This window comes from Gilliamella sp. wkB171 (assembly GCF_001693755.1).
In the GTDB taxonomy this organism is placed as follows: Bacteria; Pseudomonadota; Gammaproteobacteria; order Enterobacterales; family Orbaceae; genus Gilliamella; species Gilliamella apicola_F.
In genome coordinates, this window is the sequence record NZ_LYST01000008.1 from 120,327 (window position 1) to 139,301 (window position 18,975).

At 33.8% G+C, this 18,975-nt stretch carries 13 protein-coding genes and 1 tRNA gene; 3 read left to right on the plus strand and 11 right to left on the minus strand.

Translation table 11 applies throughout. The features are described 5' to 3' along the window. Positions 1–1,252 precede the first annotated feature (1,252 nt). The 7 genes from A9G03_RS00945 to hemA all read right to left on the minus strand — a co-directional run bounded on the left by A9G03_RS00945 (position 1,253) and on the right by hemA (position 12,821). Entirely contained in the window at positions 1,253–2,713 is a 1,461-nt protein-coding gene (locus A9G03_RS00945) for a hypothetical protein (protein ID WP_065798154.1), read from the minus strand. A gap of 954 nt (positions 2,714–3,667) precedes the next feature. Continuing rightward, positions 3,668–5,056 carry a hypothetical protein gene (locus tag A9G03_RS00950; protein WP_065798155.1) on the minus strand — a complete coding sequence of 463 codons (1,389 nt, stop codon included), beginning with the start codon at positions 5,054–5,056 and terminating at the stop codon, positions 3,668–3,670. Between the two features lie 1,412 nt (positions 5,057–6,468). Next, complete coding sequence (locus tag A9G03_RS00955; RefSeq protein ID WP_065798156.1) at positions 6,469–7,803, minus strand: hypothetical protein; 1,335 nt, start codon at positions 7,801–7,803, stop codon at positions 6,469–6,471. A gap of 810 nt (positions 7,804–8,613) precedes the next feature. Continuing rightward, positions 8,614–10,251, minus strand: a complete 1,638-nt coding sequence (locus A9G03_RS00960; protein WP_065798157.1) for a hypothetical protein — start codon at positions 10,249–10,251, stop codon at positions 8,614–8,616. A gap of 474 nt (positions 10,252–10,725) precedes the next feature. Next, positions 10,726–10,812 (minus strand) — tRNA-Leu (locus A9G03_RS00965). 101 nt (positions 10,813–10,913) lie between these two features. Continuing rightward, positions 10,914–11,153 (minus strand): zinc ribbon domain-containing protein, encoded by a 240-nt coding sequence (locus A9G03_RS00970; RefSeq protein WP_065634598.1) that lies wholly within the window; start codon positions 11,151–11,153, stop codon positions 10,914–10,916. Positions 11,154–11,549: 396 nt separating this feature from the next. Then, positions 11,550–12,821, minus strand: coding sequence for a glutamyl-tRNA reductase (hemA, locus tag A9G03_RS00975; RefSeq protein WP_065798158.1), 1,272 nt, complete (start codon positions 12,819–12,821; stop codon positions 11,550–11,552). Between the two features lie 161 nt (positions 12,822–12,982). On the opposite strand from hemA, the gene lolB reads away from it, so the two are divergent. Continuing rightward, positions 12,983–13,603 carry a lipoprotein insertase outer membrane protein LolB gene (lolB, locus tag A9G03_RS00980; protein WP_065634600.1) on the plus strand — a complete coding sequence of 207 codons (621 nt, stop codon included), beginning with the start codon at positions 12,983–12,985 and terminating at the stop codon, positions 13,601–13,603. Positions 13,604–13,612: 9 nt separating this feature from the next. After that, the gene (gene ispE, locus A9G03_RS00985; protein WP_143425800.1) at positions 13,613–14,452 is read left to right on the plus strand and encodes a 4-(cytidine 5'-diphospho)-2-C-methyl-D-erythritol kinase; all 840 of its coding nucleotides are present in this window, start codon (positions 13,613–13,615) and stop codon (positions 14,450–14,452) included. 106 nt (positions 14,453–14,558) lie between these two features. Here the strand turns inward: ispE and A9G03_RS00990 are convergent, their stop codons facing one another. Together A9G03_RS00990 and A9G03_RS00995 are read right to left on the minus strand one after the other, a co-directional pair. Beyond that, positions 14,559–15,209, minus strand: coding sequence for a DUF421 domain-containing protein (locus tag A9G03_RS00990; protein ID WP_065634602.1), 651 nt, complete (start codon positions 15,207–15,209; stop codon positions 14,559–14,561). 140 nt (positions 15,210–15,349) lie between these two features. Beyond that, positions 15,350–16,117, minus strand: a complete 768-nt coding sequence (locus A9G03_RS00995; RefSeq protein ID WP_065798160.1) for a transporter substrate-binding domain-containing protein — start codon at positions 16,115–16,117, stop codon at positions 15,350–15,352. Positions 16,118–16,347: 230 nt separating this feature from the next. Here A9G03_RS00995 and A9G03_RS12500 point away from each other — a divergent pair, with 230 nt between their 5' ends. Then, on the plus strand, positions 16,348–16,485 hold the full coding sequence (locus A9G03_RS12500) for a hypothetical protein (RefSeq protein ID WP_179854730.1): 138 nt from the start codon (positions 16,348–16,350) through the stop codon (positions 16,483–16,485). Positions 16,486–16,690: 205 nt separating this feature from the next. Here the strand turns inward: A9G03_RS12500 and A9G03_RS01000 are convergent, their stop codons facing one another. Then, positions 16,691–17,374 (minus strand): response regulator transcription factor, encoded by a 684-nt coding sequence (locus A9G03_RS01000; RefSeq protein WP_065798161.1) that lies wholly within the window; start codon positions 17,372–17,374, stop codon positions 16,691–16,693. Between the two features lie 2 nt (positions 17,375–17,376). Next, a complete protein-coding gene (locus A9G03_RS01005; RefSeq protein ID WP_065798162.1) occupies positions 17,377–18,822 on the minus strand; it encodes a sensor histidine kinase in 1,446 nt (481 codons plus the stop codon). Positions 18,823–18,975: the final 153 nt, after the last annotated feature.

The window sequence follows — 18,975 nt, forward strand, 5'->3', positions numbered from 1 at the left end:
TGAAAAGTATAATTCTTTAATAAAAAATAATCACCTATTAACACAATAGATTTGTAAAGAAATGTAAATTTCAGATAATTATTTAGTGGTAATCAAAATTAAGTGATTAGTGTAATCAGCTTTTTAGATTAGAGCGTTCAATAATATTTATATAAATATAATATTTTTCGGTCAAAGTTAAGGATGCTTTTTTATTATTACATACTGAAAAAATTAGAAATTTAACTATATCAAGCATTTTAGGCTCTTCAATATTATTCTTTATTGCTAAATAAGCAGCCAGCATCCACATAATTGTTATGCTGCCTATTTTCACAATTAAGTTTAAAACGAGCAGCTTGCAACAAGACGGTATTCACTTAAAATGACCATCAAAGTAACAGATCATTTAACTTACAAACGGTGCTGACTGTATTGGCTGTACAACTACCGTCGGATCTGTTTTTACAATTAAAGGGTGCTCTAGTTTACTAATGATCATGTGCTTTACCATTCATTGGTGAAATTAAAATAATCGTCTAGTTCTAAGTGTATTAATAGCAATAGAGGAATATCTGTTCGGTTGCCATGAGGATAAAATAATTAATGTTACACGGTTAAAGCCTTATTTATGATTTATGTTACTCCCCTCTATTTTATTTGTCTGTTGATAATGAGCAATAATTTTAGATCATGATTGAATGATTAATTCATCATTTGTTACCGTTTTGCTTGTTTGCTCAATATTGGATTGCTTTGATTTTTTATTTAACATTGTAGTTGGTGGTATTGGTATAGCTAATCGTTTACTTCTTTATACTTCAAATGCCATAGTAGCGAGATTAGTAGCCGCGGCGGATTTAAAATCCACCGCTGTTATCTAAATCATCATTCGTTATTGACTCGTAAGTACAAATGATAGAGGACTACATTTGGATAGTATTAATTAATGAAATTTTCCTAAAAATCACCATGGATAATAATTTGATCAAATTTTTCATAAATTAAACTATCGGTTCGAACTTATACGACAATAATTACTTAATCACATAAAACGATTGACGATATGCTTTTAAAAGCATTTCTTTTATCAAGATTAGAATCCACTTTCTCTTAATGCTAATTTTTTTAATTTTATTTATACAGCGTTCGATTGCTCTTTTTTGGAATCGGCAACTTGGTCTGCTCGGGTTACCCCTGCCGCTACAACTTCCCATTAGCAGTTTATCCTTTATTACCTATTATCTACTACCCACCACTTAAGGACTAAGCACTAAGGATAGACGCAAACCAACCATTGTTGATCATTTTTGGTAAAACGGTTAACGGCGCCGTCGCCAGCATAAGCAGCGAACAACAAGTCCGAACCATCGCTAGCGGTAGCCCAGTAGGGGCCTATGTAGAAACCGGCAGAGAGATAGTAATCCCAGTAGTACATATCTCCCCATTCAGTAAAGAGACCAGCACCGATATTACGCTCATAATAATTACCACTGGATGGCGGTATGCCGGGTGTCGGTAACGGCTGCTTCCCACCACTACACACAGAAGTCGCCCAACACCAATCAGAATGTCCAATTGAGTTAGTTAACTCTTTTACCAGTGGCAGACGATAACCACCACCTAAACTGCCACACCAGGATAAGGCGTTATCAAGTGCGAGAGGATCGCCTTGGCGGTTGACGAACCACTGCTTTAACTCAAAACCATAGCTTAATACCGTTTTATTACGACTATCTTTACCCTCTATCACAAAAGTCTGCGGTAAGCTAGGTGTAGCCAAACTACCCGGTAATGCTGAATCCTGTTGGGCTTTTGTTGCTGCTGGACCAGTAAGCGTGACGCGTATGAAATTTGGATTAGCGGGTGATGGTGTCATGGTAGCGGTAATACCACCTTTAGTGACAGTTGGCCAGGTTAATGTAGAGCTATCAATATTTTCTATGTCTAAATCAAAAAACAGATTATTAGCACCGGTAGTCGGGAAGTTAAGCTTGTACTGTGATGGCCCAGCTGCTTGCTTTACAAAACCCCGTTTTGGATCAAAAGGGCCGTCTTTGCGGTGTCGGGAAATGAGCATATTCGGCCTGGCGTAACAGATTTTAGGCACGGATTTAGGTCTGGTGATATAATAGGCAGCCGTGCTACCACTAAAATTACCACTATTTGGTACCCCATACTGGGTGGTTAAACTCCCATCAGTACTGGTTAATTCTACTTTATAAGGTGCCATACAGCTATCTATGTTGGCACTATGCGTCACGGCTCGATTCAATTTATCGGTAATGCTCACACTTAAATTACCAGTCGCGGTAATTCCATTAGTACCCTGACCATCACCATCATCATCCCCCCAATAATTGTAAGGCTCACCAATTAAATCGTTTAAGGCGATAGCGTTAACAGTGGCAGGAACCAGCATTCCAATATCGCTAAAGTGTTCATTGGCTTCTGGGAGAACGATTGGATTATCTGCGGTTGAAGTATTATTGTCCGGTGTGTAGGTGGTTTGAGTCGTGCCGTCAGAGACGGTAATACCTAACAGCCCCTCAGTCGTGGTGACCTTAGTGACCCCATTATCAAAGGTTAAATAGGGCGCACTACCATGAATGACTTGCGCCGTCGTTGCCGACAATGCTTGAGTCGTAGTGGCATACAGCAATAATAACCATGGTATCGATGCTAAAGCCAGTTTAGATAACGGGCCTGATGCTTGAGTTGGCGTAAAAAACAAGGTTAGACGTAAGATTAACCTTAAATTTATTGCTTTAATTAAGCGATAGCATAACGCTAAACTAAATGTGTATCTTTTGCTTACACTGATTGCTGAAAAACGAGGGTGAGTTACCTTGCTTCGATGAAATAAGTTAAGTGTAGAAGTCAGAATTGAATTAAATTTTAGCCTAAAGAGAAATTGGAGAGTTTTTAAAACATTGTTTTGCCAGCGCTGGTGTCTGGTGTCTGGTGTCTATAATTATACTGCATGGCGTTCCATCCGTCAACTAATCTGTTATTTTATTTGATTTTTTTATGTTAAATGGCTATAAATCAAGCTTAAATAAGCTTAATCTTCGGAATTATAAGGCTATGATAAAAAAAAGTCACTCATTCAGCCGAATTATTTGTAAAGAAATGTAAATAACACCATAAATAATAAACGCTAATAGCCTTTAAATAGTCAAATATAGTTAAAATATAGCGGATTATTTTTTTATTCGAAAATATATCACCCGCTTGTTTATTAAAGTTCTGAATAGATTTTATGGAATTTAGATGGGTTAAGATTGTTGATTTTAAGTCGTTCATCTAAAACGATGTAAAAAGTAAAATAACTGAAGAAACACAATGCAACACTTTTTTCACTCAATAACGTTAACGTTAACGTTAACGTTTGTAAGGAAGATCTAAAATATAATCAGTTATTTACTGTTTTAAATGAATATATTTCCATTATAAATCTTTAAAATTAAGATTATTTTTCCTAAAAAATTTATTTTAGTCTTTAAAATCGTGGTTTTGATCATTTAATAATTTTTAAGCGGAATTTAGGACCTTCTATCCCCGCTACTCAGCTTTTTTGCGATAAAAACACAACCCATTCGCCTCAATCGAGGCGAATGGGTTAAGTTTCGACATCATAAAGTTTTGGAAAATCTACGCTACTTTACTCTCCCCCCCAAAAGAAGAACTAAGGTTTGAGTTCTGAAGCACAAATCCCGTAGTACAAACCTGCAGGCGTTACCCAATGAATAAGTCCGTAGTCGCCGTGCGCATAATACCAGTAGTCACCATGGGAGTATTTGTCGTTAGTCCAATAATACCAATAAAAGTTAGCATTAGTGTAATATAGCATATAACCCCACTCAGAAAAAAGACCAGCCCCGATGTGACGTTGGAAATAATTACCCGATGATACAGGTGTAGCACTAATTATATCGTCATATGGATAAACAGCATTAGTTAAATCCCTTACATTAGGAAGTTCATAACCTATATTTTTACACCAAGATAGTTGGTCGTTGTAATTTCCCATAACGGTTCCACGATTGACAAACCACTGCTTTAATTCAAATCCATATTTAGCGACAGCGTTACCACTACTGTCACGACCAACTAACTCGAATGTCTGGGGTAAAGATGGTTTAGCTATTTTATCCGGCACTCGAGAATTCCATTGTGATGAGGTTGCAGCAGGACCGGTTAAGGTAACGCGAACACTAGTTTTTGTCGAATTAGTCATCGTTGCTGTAATTCCACTATGAGAAACCGGCTCCCAAGTTAATGCCTGATCAGTATTGCTAATATCTAAATCAAAGAACAAACCATTAGCTCCAGTAGTCGGGAAATTTGAACTATAAGATGATGGTGTAGCTGTTTGAGTTAGGAAACCTTTATTATAATGCCAGATATTTTCGGGACCTGCATAGATACCTATGTTATATACCAAATTACTCGGTTTAGCAAAACAAACCCCTGGTGATTCTTTAGGATTAAAATAATAGCTAACATTACCTGCATCGAACTTAATGCTATTAGGAAAGCCATAACGAGTGGTCAATGTGCTTTCGGTACTAGTTAATGTAGCTTTATAAGGCGCGTTACAATACATTGGTACAGTATTTCGTGATACAGTTCTATTATCTTTATCAACAATAGACAAACTTAGATTGCCTGTAGCTGTAACATCAGAATCACCATCATCATCTCCCCAATAATTATAATTTGAATCAATAAGAGTATTTAAATCGACGGAGTTAGTATCAGTAGGAACCAACATCCCTATATCAGCAAAACTCTGATCTGCATCAGGTAAGACGATTGGTGTTACAGTTGAAGGGTTGGTTGAAGGTGTGTATTGTGTACCGTCGGATAAAGTAATACCTAACAGCCCCTCAGTCGTGGTGACTTTAGTTACCCCATTATCAAAAGTTAAATAGGGTTCACTACCATGAATGACATGTACCGTAGTCACCGATAACGCTTGAGTGGTAGTAACATACAGCAATAGTAACCATGGCATCGATGCTAAAGCCAGTTTAGATAATTGACCTGATGCTTGAGTTTGAGTAAAAAACAAGGTTGGACGTAAGATTAACCTTAAATTTATCGCTTTAAGTAAGCGATAGCATAACGCTAAACTAAATGTGCATCTTTTGCTTACTCTGATTGCTGAAAAACGATGGTGAGTTACCTTGCTTTGATGAAATAAGTTAAGAGTAGAAGTCAGAATTGAATTAAGCTTCAACCTAAAGAGAGATTGGTGAGTTTTTAAAACATTGTTTTCCCATCGCCGGGGGCTATAATTATATTTCATGGTGCTCCATTAGTAAACTAATCCGTTATTTTATTTTATTTTTTTATGTTAAATGGTCATAATTTAAGCTTAATGAACTTAAATGAAACTTAAATAAAGCTTAAATAAGCTTAATTTTTGGAATTATAAGGTTATGATAAAAAAAAGCCACTCATTCAACCGAATTATTTGTAAAGAAATGTAAAGAACAATATAAATGATAAATTCTCATAGCCTTTAAATAGCCAGATATCTTTGAAATATAACGGATTATTTTCTATTCAAAATATATCATCCGCTTGTTTTGTAACGTTTTCTTTTCGGTGAAAACGCCCGAGTAAAGAGAGGTTTATGTGATCTTCCCCAAATTACTCTCACCATCCATTTTTGCTAACTAACTCTGTCGGTTCGGGTTACCCTTTCCGCAGCAATTTTACATTGGCAGCTTAGCCTTTATTACCTCTTTTGTACTATCCATAATTTAAGAATTAATTTGATGTTCTAGACGTTAACGCTTGGCTAAAATAGGAAGTTACAAGCAAAAAACAAGCAATAGCACTAAAAAGATCTGTCAGGATAATTTGGTTTGATAAAAAGATTGACGCAAGAATAGGAAAAACGATCGCACGAAAGCTCGTGATATTTTACTTATCTTCGTGTAAAAATAGAATTCTGTGGAAAATGTATTTTGTGATCTTAACTTTAACAAATTTAAATTATCGTTTTGATCTGTAGAAAATTATAATACCCATGTGACAACCATATCAATTAATCATTTGATTAATTGATTAATTTTATTGATTTAGGTTGATTTTTAGTCGTTCATCTAAAACGATGTAAAAAGTAAAATAACTGAAGAAACACAATGCAACACTTTTTTCACTCAATAACGTTAACGTTTGTAAGAAATATCTAAAATATAATCAGTTAGTTACTTTTTTAAATGAATATATTTCCATTATAAATCTTTAAAATTAAGATTATTTTTCCTAAAAAATTTATTTTAGTCTTTAAAATCGTGGTTTTGATCATTTAATAATTTTTAAGCGGAATTTAGGACCTTCTATCCCCGCTACTCAACTTTCTTGCGATAAACACACAACCCATTCGCCTCAATCGAGGCGAATGGGTTAAGTTTCGACACCATAAATTTTTGGAAAATCTACGCTATTTTACTCTCTCCCCCAAAATAAGAACTAAGGTTTGAGTTCTGAAGCACAAATCCCGTAGTAGAAACCTGCAGGCGTTACCCAATGAATAAGTCCGTAGTCGGCGTGCGCATAATACCAGTAGTCACCATGGGAGTATTTGTCATTAGTCCAATAATACCAATAAAAGTTAGCATTAGTGTAATATAGCATATAGCCCCACTCAGAAAAAAAACCAGCCCCAATTTGACGTTGGAAATAATTACCCGATGATACAGGCGTAGCAGTAATTATATCGTCATCTGTTGGATAAACAGCATTGGTTAAATCCCTTATATTAGGAAGTTGATAACCTATATTTTTACACCAAGATAGTTGGTCGTTGTAATTTCCCATAACGGTTCCACGATTGACAAACCACTGCTTTAATTCAAATCCATATTTAGCGACAGCGTTACCACTACTGTCACGACCAACTAACTCGAATGTCTGGGGTAAAGATGGTTTAGCTATTTTATCCGGCACTCGAGAATTCCATTGTGATGAGGTTGCAGCAGGACCAGTTAAGGTAACGCGAACACTAGTATTCGTTGAATTAGTCATCGTCGCTGTAATTCCACTATGAGAAACCGGCTCCCAAGTTAATGCCTGATCAGTATTGCTAATTTCTAAATCAAAGAACAAACCATTAGCTCCAGTAGTCGGGAAATTTGAACCATAAGATGATGGTGTAGCTGTTTGAGTTAGGAAACCTTTATTATAATGCCAGATATTTTCGGGACCTGCATAGATACCTATGTTATATACCAAATTACTCGGTTTAGCAAAACAAACCCCTGGTGATTCTTTAGGATTAAAATAATAGCTAACATTACCTGCATCGAACTTAATGCTATTAGGAAAGCCATAACGAGTGGTCAATGTGCTTTCGGTACTAGTTAATGTAGCTTTATAAGGCGCGTTACAATACATTGGTACAGTATTTCGTGATACAGTTCTATTATCTTTATCAACAATAGACAAACTTAGACTGCCTGTAGCTGTAACATCAGAATCACCATCATCATCTCCCCAATAATTATAATTTGAATCAATAAGAGTATTTAAATCGACGGAGTTAGTATCAGTAGGAACCAACATCCCTATATCAGCAAAACTCTGATCTGCATCAGGTAAGACGATTGGTGTTACAGTTGAAGGGTTGGTTGAAGGTGTGTATTGTGTACCGTCGGATAAAGTAATACTTAACAGTCCCTCAGTCGTGGTGACTTTAGTCTTACCATTATCAAAAGTTAAATAGGGCGCACTACCATGAATGACTTGCGCCGTTGTTGCCGATAACGCTTGAGTCGTAGTGGCATACAGTAATAGTAACCATGGCATCGATGCTAAAGCCAGTTTAGATAACTGACCTGATGCTTGAGTTTGCGTAAAAAACAGGGTTGGACGTAAGATTAACCTTAAATTTATCGCTTTAAGTAAGCGATAGCATAACGCTAAACTAAATGTGCATCTTTTACTTACTCTGATTGCTGAAAAACGAGGGTGAGTTACCTTGCTTCGATGAAATAAGTTAAGTGTAGAAGTAAGAGTTGAATTAAGCTTTAACCTAAAGAGAGATTGGGGAGTTTTTAAAACATTGTTTTGCCAGCGCTGGTGTCTGGTGTCTGGTGTCTATAATTATACTGCATGGCGTTCCATCCGTCAACTAATCTGTTATTTTATTTGATTTTTTTATGCTAAATGGCTATAAATCAAGCTCAAATAAGCTTAATTTTTTGGAATTATAAGGCTATGATAAAAAAAAGTCACTCATTCAGCCGAATTATTTGTAAAGAAATGTAAATAATACCATAAATAATAAACGCTAATAGCCTTTAAATAGTCAGATATCTTTGAAATATAACGGATTATTTTCTATTCGAAAATATATCACCCGCTTGTTTATTAAAGTTCTGAATAGATTTTATGGAATTTAAATGGGATAAAATTTCGGACGTTGCTTGGTTTGTAACGTTTTATTTTCGGTGAAAACGCCCGAGTAAAGAGCGGTTTATGTGCCCTTCCCCCAAATTACTCGTATCGTCCATTTTTGCTCACCAACTCTGTCGGCTCGGGTTACCCCTGCCGCTGCGACTTTACATTGGCAGCTTAGCCTTAATTACCTCTTATTGCCTTCCAGTAATTTGAAGATTAAGGATAAGCGCAAACCCCAAAATAAAAGTTGCGAGGACCGTCGCCTCGAGCGAGAACACTACCATCGGTAGTCTTAACAATAAAGCTTTGAGAATTGTCATTGTCAATTGCCCAAATAGAGCCGTAAGAATAATTATTCAGGTTATTTCCCCATTCAGGGATCAAACCTGCACCAATATTACGATTTGAATAGTTACCTGTTACTGATGATGGTACCCCACCAGTCCAGGATCCTCCGGTGGCGTTTGTTAAATCTTTTATCTTTGGCATACGATAGCCTATCATTGCTGAACACCAGGAATTTTGATTCACAAAGGAAACACCTTTACTGAATCGCAGGATAAACCACTGCTTTAATACAAAACCATATTTTAATACCGCTATATTATTACTATCATAACCGACTATTTCAAAGGTTTGTGGTAAACTAGGAGTAGCAATAGAACCTGGCGACGCTGAATTCTGTTGGGCGATTGTTGCCGTCGGACCATTGAGAGTGACTTGAATATAATATGGAAAATTTGGATCTGTTATCATATTAGCGGTAATCCCACCATGAGAAACGGGTGGCCACGTTAATGATGCGACATCAATACCACCTAAGTCAATATAAAAAGATAGTTCATCAGCACCGGTTGTAGGAAAATTACGACTGTAGCTTGCTGGCTCAGTTGATTGTACAAAAAAACCTTTATACAAATCCCAGATATTGGTCGGACCGTATAAATTTTCAGGATAGCTCATCAAATCTGTAGTTGGTCTAATGGAACAAATGGTCGGAGTACCTTTAGAATTAATATAATAAGTGGCACTACTACCCGCGAAACTACGATTATTTGGTACCCCATACTGCGTAGTTAAACTAACATCAGTACTAGTTAATTCTAATGAGTAAGGCGCATCACAGATATTTAATATTTCATTACGATTACTTTGAAACAGATATTTATTAGTAATATTGACACTTAAGCTACCCGTAATTGTAACGCCATTAGCACCCTGGCCATCACCATCATCATCCCCCCAATAATGATAAGGTTCGCCAATAAAAGCACTTAAGTCAATGGAATCGGCATCGGTAGGTACCAACATATCAATATCGGCAAAGCTCTGATTAAGTTCTGGGAGTATTATTGGTTTAGCTTTGCTTGATGTGTTATTAGCTGGAGTGATGCGCGTACCATCGGATAAGGTGATACCAAGCAACCCATCACTAGTGGTAATTTTAGTTATACCATTATCAAGAGTCAAATAAGGTTCATTACCATTAATTACCTGCACTGTAACGGCCGATAGCGCTTGAGTAGTAGTGGTATAGGGCAATATTAACAACAGTATTAACGCTAAATAGCGCTTTATATTGAAAACAATATATGGCGGAAGATTAACCAATAATAGCTGTCGTCGACAATGATGTTGGGAGCGGGGTTGGCGAACGTGCGATACTAAACCACATAGCAACCTCTGCCTAAAATTAGATACGCAATCACACTTTAATTTGAGCAGAAAACGAGGGACTAAATCGAATACTAAACTAAGTTTTAAATTAAGCTTTAGGTGTAATAAATCAACTAAGGTGTGTTGATATAGATTTTTGACGTAAGGCTGCCAATGCCTTGTGTCTTTATAAAGCATAACGCACAATCCTTTAAACAACTTTATGTTTTATTTACACTTTTCCATTTTAGTGCGCAAAAAACTAAACGATTAATTTACCGCTGAAAGTATAGCACCTTAGTAAAATTTAACTACCGATTAACGGCGATTATTTGTAAAGAATGGTAAATGAATAGTGAATGTTATTACTATATGAAAGTTATTAATTTCTGCTTATAAGTTATTTAGCTAAAATTGCGAGAAAGTATAAAAATAGACTTAAGTCAGTAACGTTCTTGTCATGCTTATTAACCTTAATATATAAAGGCATTAAAGCCATATTACCGATGCATGCCATTATTGAAGCCAATGTACCTGTCTGTGTATTCAATATTGTACTTGATTTGATTTAATATTGGTGAAAGTTGATTGATAAAAAAGCGAATTGATAGACCTATTCGAAATAGTTTTTAAATATAAATCAATTTTTAACTGGAGTGATATTAGCTAGCTTGGTGCCAGTGGTCGGACTCGAACCGACACGCTTTTAAGGGCGGCGGATTTTGAATCCGCTGCGTCTACCAATTTCGCCACACTGGCACTTAATGTGTAAAGAAGTAAACGTTGGCATTATACTAAGCTTTACAATATCTGCAACAGTTATTCTTACAAACTGTTTTAGTTGCCTAAAATTCCAACTATTACCGACGTTTCCATGCTGGAAGTTTTTTTAAGATTATATAAGCGGTTTGCTTAGCAACAGAATAATCTATATTGTGATTTTTTGCATAACGTAATGTGACTTCTTGCCATTTTTCGTCAAACGATTTCATACTACCATCTTGATGTGCACAGTGTTTACAATAATTTTTAGACATATCGTGCAATGGATAATCACCAATAGTTGTCATTGGCATGCCACAAGCAATACACATTTTCATAGCAACATCTCGTTTGAATGATTAAAAAATTAAAAATTTTATTTTCAATACAATGTTGGAAATGCTACTCCGTGTTTAAGTCGATTACAAGACACCGTGGAGCAATAGACAATAAAAATAAAATTAAGTGATTTAATATAATAGTTAGGTCTTATTGTTAATAAAGATATAATTAGTTTAGGCAAAAAAACATATTTTCTATCTTAATCAAGATGTTAGATATTAAAAATTATTTTTAACAAAATATAATTCAGCCATTACTAACTCTGTTAGCAATAGTTACTTTTTATTTGATCATCTCAATGAAATCATGAGAAAATTCAATTCAAAATTTAGTCAGCAGCGATAACCGAATTTGAAGAGTGATGATATTTATCAATCGAGATCAGAAACTGATTAATGCTCTTTCAAACCTAAACCTTTACTTAATACTTTAAAGCAATCATCACAATCATGTGTCGCTGCTTGTAGCAAGGTTTGCGTTGGTGCATGAATAAGTTTATTCGTTAATTTATGCGAAAATTCAGCAAAAACTTCATCTATATTGGCACCTTGCTTAATGGCATTGAGTGCTTTATATTCTAATTCTTTCTTAATATGTTCGGCATTATTACGATATTGCTTAACAAAATTAACAGCCTGCCTAGCTTTAAGCCAATCGATAAATTGTTCAGCTTGTTCTTGAATAATATATTGTGCCTGCTTGGCCGCAATTGAGCGCTGCTGTAAATTACTTTCAACCGTTTTTTGGAGATCATCAATGGTATAAAGATGAACATGGTTAAGTTGATTAATCTCTTCTTCTACATCACGAGGAACAGCTAAGTCTATAAATAACATTTTGCGGTTATTTCTTGCTAACAATGTCCGCTCAACCATGCCTTTACCAATAATAGGTAAAGGGCTTGCCGTTGAACTGATTACAATATCAACATCTTTAAGTCGATTGGCAATATCTGGTAATGAAATAATTTCTGCATCAATTAGCGAGGCAAGTTTTAATGCTTTTTCACGGGTACGATTTGCAACAATAACATGATTAAAACCATGCGGTTTTAAGTACCGAGAAATAAGCTCGATGGTCTCTCCTGCCCCAACTAACATCACATTTAATTGTGGAGTATCAGTAAAAAGATTTCTAGCAATTAAACAAGCAGCATAAGCAACAGAAGCAGTATTAGCACCAATATTAGTTTCACTACGAACAGTTTTGGCAACATGAAAAATTTTTTGAAATAATTTTTCTAATGTTAACGACAAACAATGATTTTTTTGCGCCTGCATATACGCAGTTTTAACTTGTCCTAAAATTTGTGGTTCACCAATAATCATGGAATCGATGCCACTTGCAACCGACATCAAATGTTCAACCGCTTGTCGACCTTCATACCAATAAATGGCGTTTTGATACTGAGCTATATCAACATGATGAAATTGACCTAACCAAATCTCAACAGACTGTTTTAATTTTAGAAAATCAGTATCATGCTCGTAACTTAAATAGATTTCTGTGCGGTTACACGTAGACACAATAACACACCCTTCAACTAAAGGATGTTGATAAAGGCTATATAATGCTTTATCCACAATTTCATTGGTAAAAGCGATTTTTTCCCTTAACGAAAGTGGTGCAGTTTTATGGTTAACACCTAATATTGTAATTGACATTGCTTTTTTTCTATTATGAGTGATATAACGTTATTATTAAGCGTTTTGTTGTTTTTATTATACATAAAAAAACAATAAAGGTTAATTACAGTTACTTTTTCTTATTCTAACGATTTTCAGTTATAATAAATTTATATTAGGCAATTTTAATGGGCTAATTCATGACTAAAATCAATTATCTATTTATTATCGTTTTATCTTTGTTTATGACCGCTTGCCAAGTCAGCAAACAACAAAACTCGACATCTATTGTAAACCAATGGCAAAATCATCAGCACGATCTTGAACAGATAAATACGTTTCAAGTTAATGGAAGTATTGCTCATTTCAGCAACAAAACCCGTAGTTATGGTCGCTTTTTAATTAACCAACAATCAGATGATCGTTTCGACATAAAATTGACTACACCTGTTGGAACTAGCATATTGAGCCTAAAAGTAGAACCTAATTATGCACAACTTATTGATAAAGATGGTAATAACTACAATGGCAATAATATCGAAGATTTGATGAGTAAGGTGTCTAACGTTAATATTCCATTAAACTCTCTTCATAATTGGTTAAAAGGTTATTCTAATAATAGTTCTGCCGATAAATTAGATAAATCAGGCAGATTAACCGCGACTGAATTTATACAGAATAATAATAAATGGCAGTTAAAGATTCCAAGTTACTCAACGTATACTTTTAAAAATAAGAAAATTGATCTACCTTCGTCAATTGAGCTAAATCATAATGATGAGCTAATTCGTTTAAAAATTAGTAATTGGATCTTACGATAATAGGTAATAATAATGAAACAGTGGTTATCGCCTGCAAAACTGAATTTATTTTTATATATAACTGGTCGTCGTCCAGATAATTACCATAATTTACAAACGCTGTTTCAATTTATTGATTTATGCGACACTCTCACTTTTACCTTGCGTAAAGATAATAAAATTAATTTATTAACGCCTTTTGATAACGTTCCTTATGATAAAAATTTAATCGTTATTGCTGCACAGTGTTTAAAAAACTATACTCAACGCCTCGATCTAGGCATTGATATTACCATCAACAAGAAAATACCTATGGGTGGAGGGCTAGGTGGCGCCTCATCAAATGCAGCCACAGTATTAGTTGCGCTCAATGAGTTATGGCAACTCGCTTTACCAATGGAAACATTAATCAATCTAGGACGAAAGCTTGGTGCAGATGTGCCTATTTTTATCTATGGGCATGCAGCATTTGCTGAGGGAATTGGAGACCAGCTACAATCTGTTGATTATCAAGAAAATTGGTATTTAATTACTTACCCAAATATTGAGATTTCGACAGTCGAAATCTTTAATGATCCTGAACTAAAACGTGATACCCCTGTTCGCACTATTGAGCAATTGCTTTCTCAACCATTCGAGGCGTTCAGCAACGATTGCGAAAATATTGTCGGTAAACGTTATCCTAAAGTACATCAAATTATTAGCTACCTATCGCAATTTGCGCCGACCAAACTGACAGGTACTGGAGCTTGTGTATTTAGCTTATGTCACTCACAGCAGCAAGCGCAAGAAATACAATCAAAACTTAATAACTTTTCGGTAGAAAGTTTTATTACACGATCGCTAAATACCTCACCGTTATATCAATAATTATCTACAATTTTCAGAACATTATCGGTTAAAATACCTTAACCTTCACTATAAGGTTAAGGTTTATTCAAACAAAAACTCAGTTTAAAAACGCCACTGTTAATTTTTATTGCTTGACCGATTCAACGGGAATAATAAATAGATGTTTATCATAATATTCAACGCAATATAATCCTTCATAGCTGGTATAGCCTTGCTCGTTCAATTTGGCTTTCAACCAATCTTCATTTTTATCAATCGATTGTAATGCTTCATCATTGGGTTTTTCGTTTTCAAGAACAATAACAGATATATCTTTATCACCCTTTTTCACAATAGTTAACTGACCATTAGGCTCAAGAATTGCTTTTTCAACAGCATTAATAGTAAAAATATTTTTCATCCTTAATAATACTGCAAAGCTAGCAAAATCAATATTTACACCAGCAAAAGCATCTAACTTAATTTTACCTTTATCCATTAATATGATTGGATTACCGACAATAAAAGCTTTTGCATTTTGACTTCTTTTCTTTAGATAATTAGAGGTATACATAATAGTTGTCCACATCAACAATACCACTAAAAAATCAAATACTGTTAATTTAGGATTATAAATAATACCACCAGCAATACCACCTAAAATCATATTACCGATAAAATCAATGCTCGACATTTGAGATAACGAAGTTTTGCCGGTTATTTTTAAAAATAAAATTATACAAATAAAAACAACCAGTAATTTAAATGCAATAACTAAAAAATCATGATAATTCATACTTGTATCACCCCTATAATGATATTGCCAAAATTACACAAACAACGAAAAAGTTATTCAGCTTAAAACAGAGATTTAAAGCTGAATTTCACTTTATTTTTATAACCTTCGCTATCAACTGAAAGAAGTAAATTTAATGATTAATTAAGATGCGTAATGACACCCCATTTTATTGCAAGTTGTTCTTTATTTGAATTTGGTAACCAATTATTAATTTCATCCATTAATTTTTTATTATCCAACTGTACCATGTAAGCTTTATAACTTTCGGTACCTTTAAATGGCTTAACTGTCGCTAAACATAAGACATTAGGCTCTTTGTTTTCATAATAATGACCTTCAATCAGATCTGTCACCATCATATCAGCGGTTTTATCTCGTAACGCTTGAAGGTTATCAATATTATTTTTTACACGAATGATTTGTGCAGTATGAATATTTTGATTAACAAAGCTTTCATTGGTCCCTCCAGGGTTAACGACAACTTTAACATTGGGTTGGTTAATGGCGTCTAAATTTGATAATTGAGGTGCCATATCACATGCGGCTAACGCAATCTTACCATTAGGAACAACTTGGTCAGATAGTAAAAATTTAGCTGCACGATCTTTGGTATAGGTCACGCCACCCATTGCAACATCATACTTATCAGCAGCTAAATCTTGGGAAAGTGTGGGCCAGCTTGTAATATAAAATTCAGGTGTAACATTTAATTTTTTAGCTAATTCTTTTGCCATATCAATATCAAAACCAACCAACGAATCTTGATTATCATAGAAAGCAAGTGGTGCATAATCAGCAGGCACACCAATTCGAATTGTTTTTGAGCTGATGATTTCATCATAAGTACGAGCTTGAGCAAGTCCCGAGCAAAGCAATAATGCCATAATGGCAGTTAACTTTTTCATCTAATTATTCCTTTTAATAACCTGTTAGATCCAAATAAAACATAAATAAGACAAATTAAATCAATTAATTTCATCTAGAAAGATTTACTTTCAATAGTTAATTTACTTCGACTTTACTATTAGATTGGATATTAAGCCATTTAGCAATCAATTTTATCACCCTGTATTAGTTTGTTTTTAGACTTTTGGATGAATAACTGTGAGTTTTTGATAGTCAGCTAGATTATTTTATGATTATTAAATCACATAAAGCAAAAGCTATCATCACCATAGATTTTATTGAAAAACGATGCTTACTACCTATCACTGTTGTTTTTATAGCAATTTATCAAACAAAGGAAGCAAGAATTGATCTTAATGAAATTTAATAGCATAACTAGGATAAACTTAATGATTACCCTATTTTCTTCCCCAAAAACATTATAGTTTGAGTTCTTGAAGTTTATTTATGCCGCTCTAAGCCCTGTAAGAACTAAAGATAGGCAAAAATTGAATATAGAAAATTAGGAAAAATCCATAGGATAAATTCCCAAACATATTGGATCTATTGAATTGCATACAGAACCAATGCTTTTAATACCTATAACCAATACCATGAATTGTTTTAATCAAACAAGGGCTTAAAGGATTAATTTCAATTTGTTTGCGCAATTTAGAAATGTGTTGATCTATAGTTCGACTATTTGGCGAGTAATCATATCCCCAAACATAATCAAATAACGTGTCTCGAGTCACAACTTGATTTTTATGCTGATATAAGCATTCTAATATTCTGATTTCACGTAATGAAAGTTCGATAATCTGATCATTACGCTTAGCACATAATTCAACGGGATAGATTTTTAAATCCCCAAAAGGAAAAAAATCATTAACGAGTTGACTAGATTGCTTGGATTTTAAGCAACGTTTAACTATAGTTTTAATTCTAGCCCGTAATTCATGAACGCCAAATGGTTTGCCCATATAATCATCTGCACCTAGTTCTAAACCAATTACTCTATCTATCTCTTCATTTTTAACTGACAAAAATAAAATTGGAATATCTTCGTCAGATTTACGAACTTCACGGCAAACTGAATAACCATCAAGCTCTGGCATCATGATATCCAAAATAATAAAATCAGGGAGGCTCTGCTTGAATAATTTCAAAGCAATTTTACCATTGGCGGCTTCTATAACTTTATAGCCTTCTTGTTTTAAAATATCCGCAATCACCGTACGAATATTTTTATCATCTTCAGCAATTAGAATCTTCATGTTTACTCCGTCAAAATCAATGAGAAAGCAACACCTGGTTTTTGATTAGTTACTTCAATAGTTGCATTCAAATTATTTGCTAATTGCTTAGCAATTGTAAGTCCAATACCTGTGCCAGAATATTCTTCTGCAGATGATAAATTTATGCTATAAAATGGTCTAAACATCTGTTCTAATAAATGATTAGGAATACCTTTCCCATAATCACGAACAGTAACCACAATTTTACTTTTTTGTTTATTTAATACTAAATCAACTTTTTTACCATCCGATGCATATTTTTCAGCATTATTTAGAAAATTGCAGATTATATGCACAACACTATCTTCATCAGTATCGATAAAACACTCTTTTTTAGAGTTTATAATTAGATTGAATTGTAACGATTTACTGTCAAAAACTGGTTTAAATGTAGAATAAACTTGTCGAACAAGCTTTGTTATATTTACAGACTTTATATTCAGTTTTATCATCTTATTAAAAGTCAAAACATTTTGGACTAACCGTGTTAACCTTTTACTTTCGCAAATAATAACATCGATATAATCAATGAGTTGACAAGGTTCATTACTTAATTTTTCTTTTAATATTTCGCTATATAGTATGATATTAGTTAAAGGGATCTTAAACTCGTGGGAAAGTTGATCTGCTAAATTTAGTTTTGGCTCAGCCTTACATAAGGTTTGAAAGTATTTTCGATAAAAATATATAATTGTCAGAATAAGTAATATAGTAAACAAAATAATTAAAAAAATAAAAAACGCATAAGAGTAAGTTAAAGATTTTGTTTCAAAATAATAGAGTACTTTCCAAAATGGGGAAAGATAATCAAGATTAATTTTGATATTATTGCTATATAGTTTCTCTTTTGAATGGATCTGCTTATCATGATTAAGTAAGGTAAAATTATTACCTATTGATACTTTATCAGCAAAGAATGGATTTTCAATGCCTTTATCTATTGAATAAAACTCTGAACCAATTATGGTATTATCCTCAATTAACCAATAGAGTATATGATTATAATCTTGGTACAAGCTAAATTTAGCTGGAAATAATTCTGATATGATATTGTGATTACTTAAAGTAGTTTTCTCATATTTGATTGGTTCTGTTAATTTAGTCCAATATTTATGATTTGGACTAATTAAACAGCTAATTTTATTTCTCTCAATTTCCAAGTAGTTTTGTATACTATTTTGAGTTTCCAGCAAACGTTCAATATCATTTTCTTTATTTTTTAAATCCAAATTAAAACGATCAAAATGCATTGAACATTGGCTAAAACAAGATTCAATCATAGTATTTACATTTTCGAAGCAAGTCTGCACTAGTTTTTGTCGGTTATTTGGAGTTATAAAACCTTTATTTTCAGTACTCCACCAACTTAAATAGCTAATAGCAATAATAAATATAAAAATTGATAAAATTGCTGTTAATGTTTTCATAAATTAATTTTTATAATAGCAAACTGTTTAAATTAACATTGTTTTCATTGATGTTTTTACGATAAACGTCACACCACTTTCAATATAAATTACCAAATAAAAAATAACTTCCACAGGTGCTTAACACCCAAAACTACTATGAATTTTTTAATC

What these genes read in the sequence shown, in the direction of transcription:
- A9G03_RS00955 (WP_065798156.1), bottom strand. Translation starts at nt 7,803, where the DNA reads ATGCCATGGTTACTATTACTGTATGCCACTACGACTCAAGCGTTATCG.
- A9G03_RS00960 (WP_065798157.1), bottom strand. Translation starts at nt 10,251, where the DNA reads ATGCTTTATAAAGACACAAGGCATTGGCAGCCTTACGTCAAAAATCTA.
- A9G03_RS00970 (WP_065634598.1), bottom strand. Translation starts at nt 11,153, where the DNA reads ATGAAAATGTGTATTGCTTGTGGCATGCCAATGACAACTATTGGTGAT.
- hemA (WP_065798158.1), bottom strand. Translation starts at nt 12,821, where the DNA reads ATGTCAATTACAATATTAGGTGTTAACCATAAAACTGCACCACTTTCG.
- lolB (WP_065634600.1), top strand. Translation starts at nt 12,983, where the DNA reads ATGACTAAAATCAATTATCTATTTATTATCGTTTTATCTTTGTTTATG.
- A9G03_RS00990 (WP_065634602.1), bottom strand. Translation starts at nt 15,209, where the DNA reads ATGAATTATCATGATTTTTTAGTTATTGCATTTAAATTACTGGTTGTT.
- A9G03_RS00995 (WP_065798160.1), bottom strand. Translation starts at nt 16,117, where the DNA reads ATGAAAAAGTTAACTGCCATTATGGCATTATTGCTTTGCTCGGGACTT.
- A9G03_RS12500 (WP_179854730.1), top strand. Translation starts at nt 16,348, where the DNA reads ATGATTATTAAATCACATAAAGCAAAAGCTATCATCACCATAGATTTT.
- A9G03_RS01000 (WP_065798161.1), bottom strand. Translation starts at nt 17,374, where the DNA reads ATGAAGATTCTAATTGCTGAAGATGATAAAAATATTCGTACGGTGATT.
- A9G03_RS01005 (WP_065798162.1), bottom strand. Translation starts at nt 18,822, where the DNA reads ATGAAAACATTAACAGCAATTTTATCAATTTTTATATTTATTATTGCT.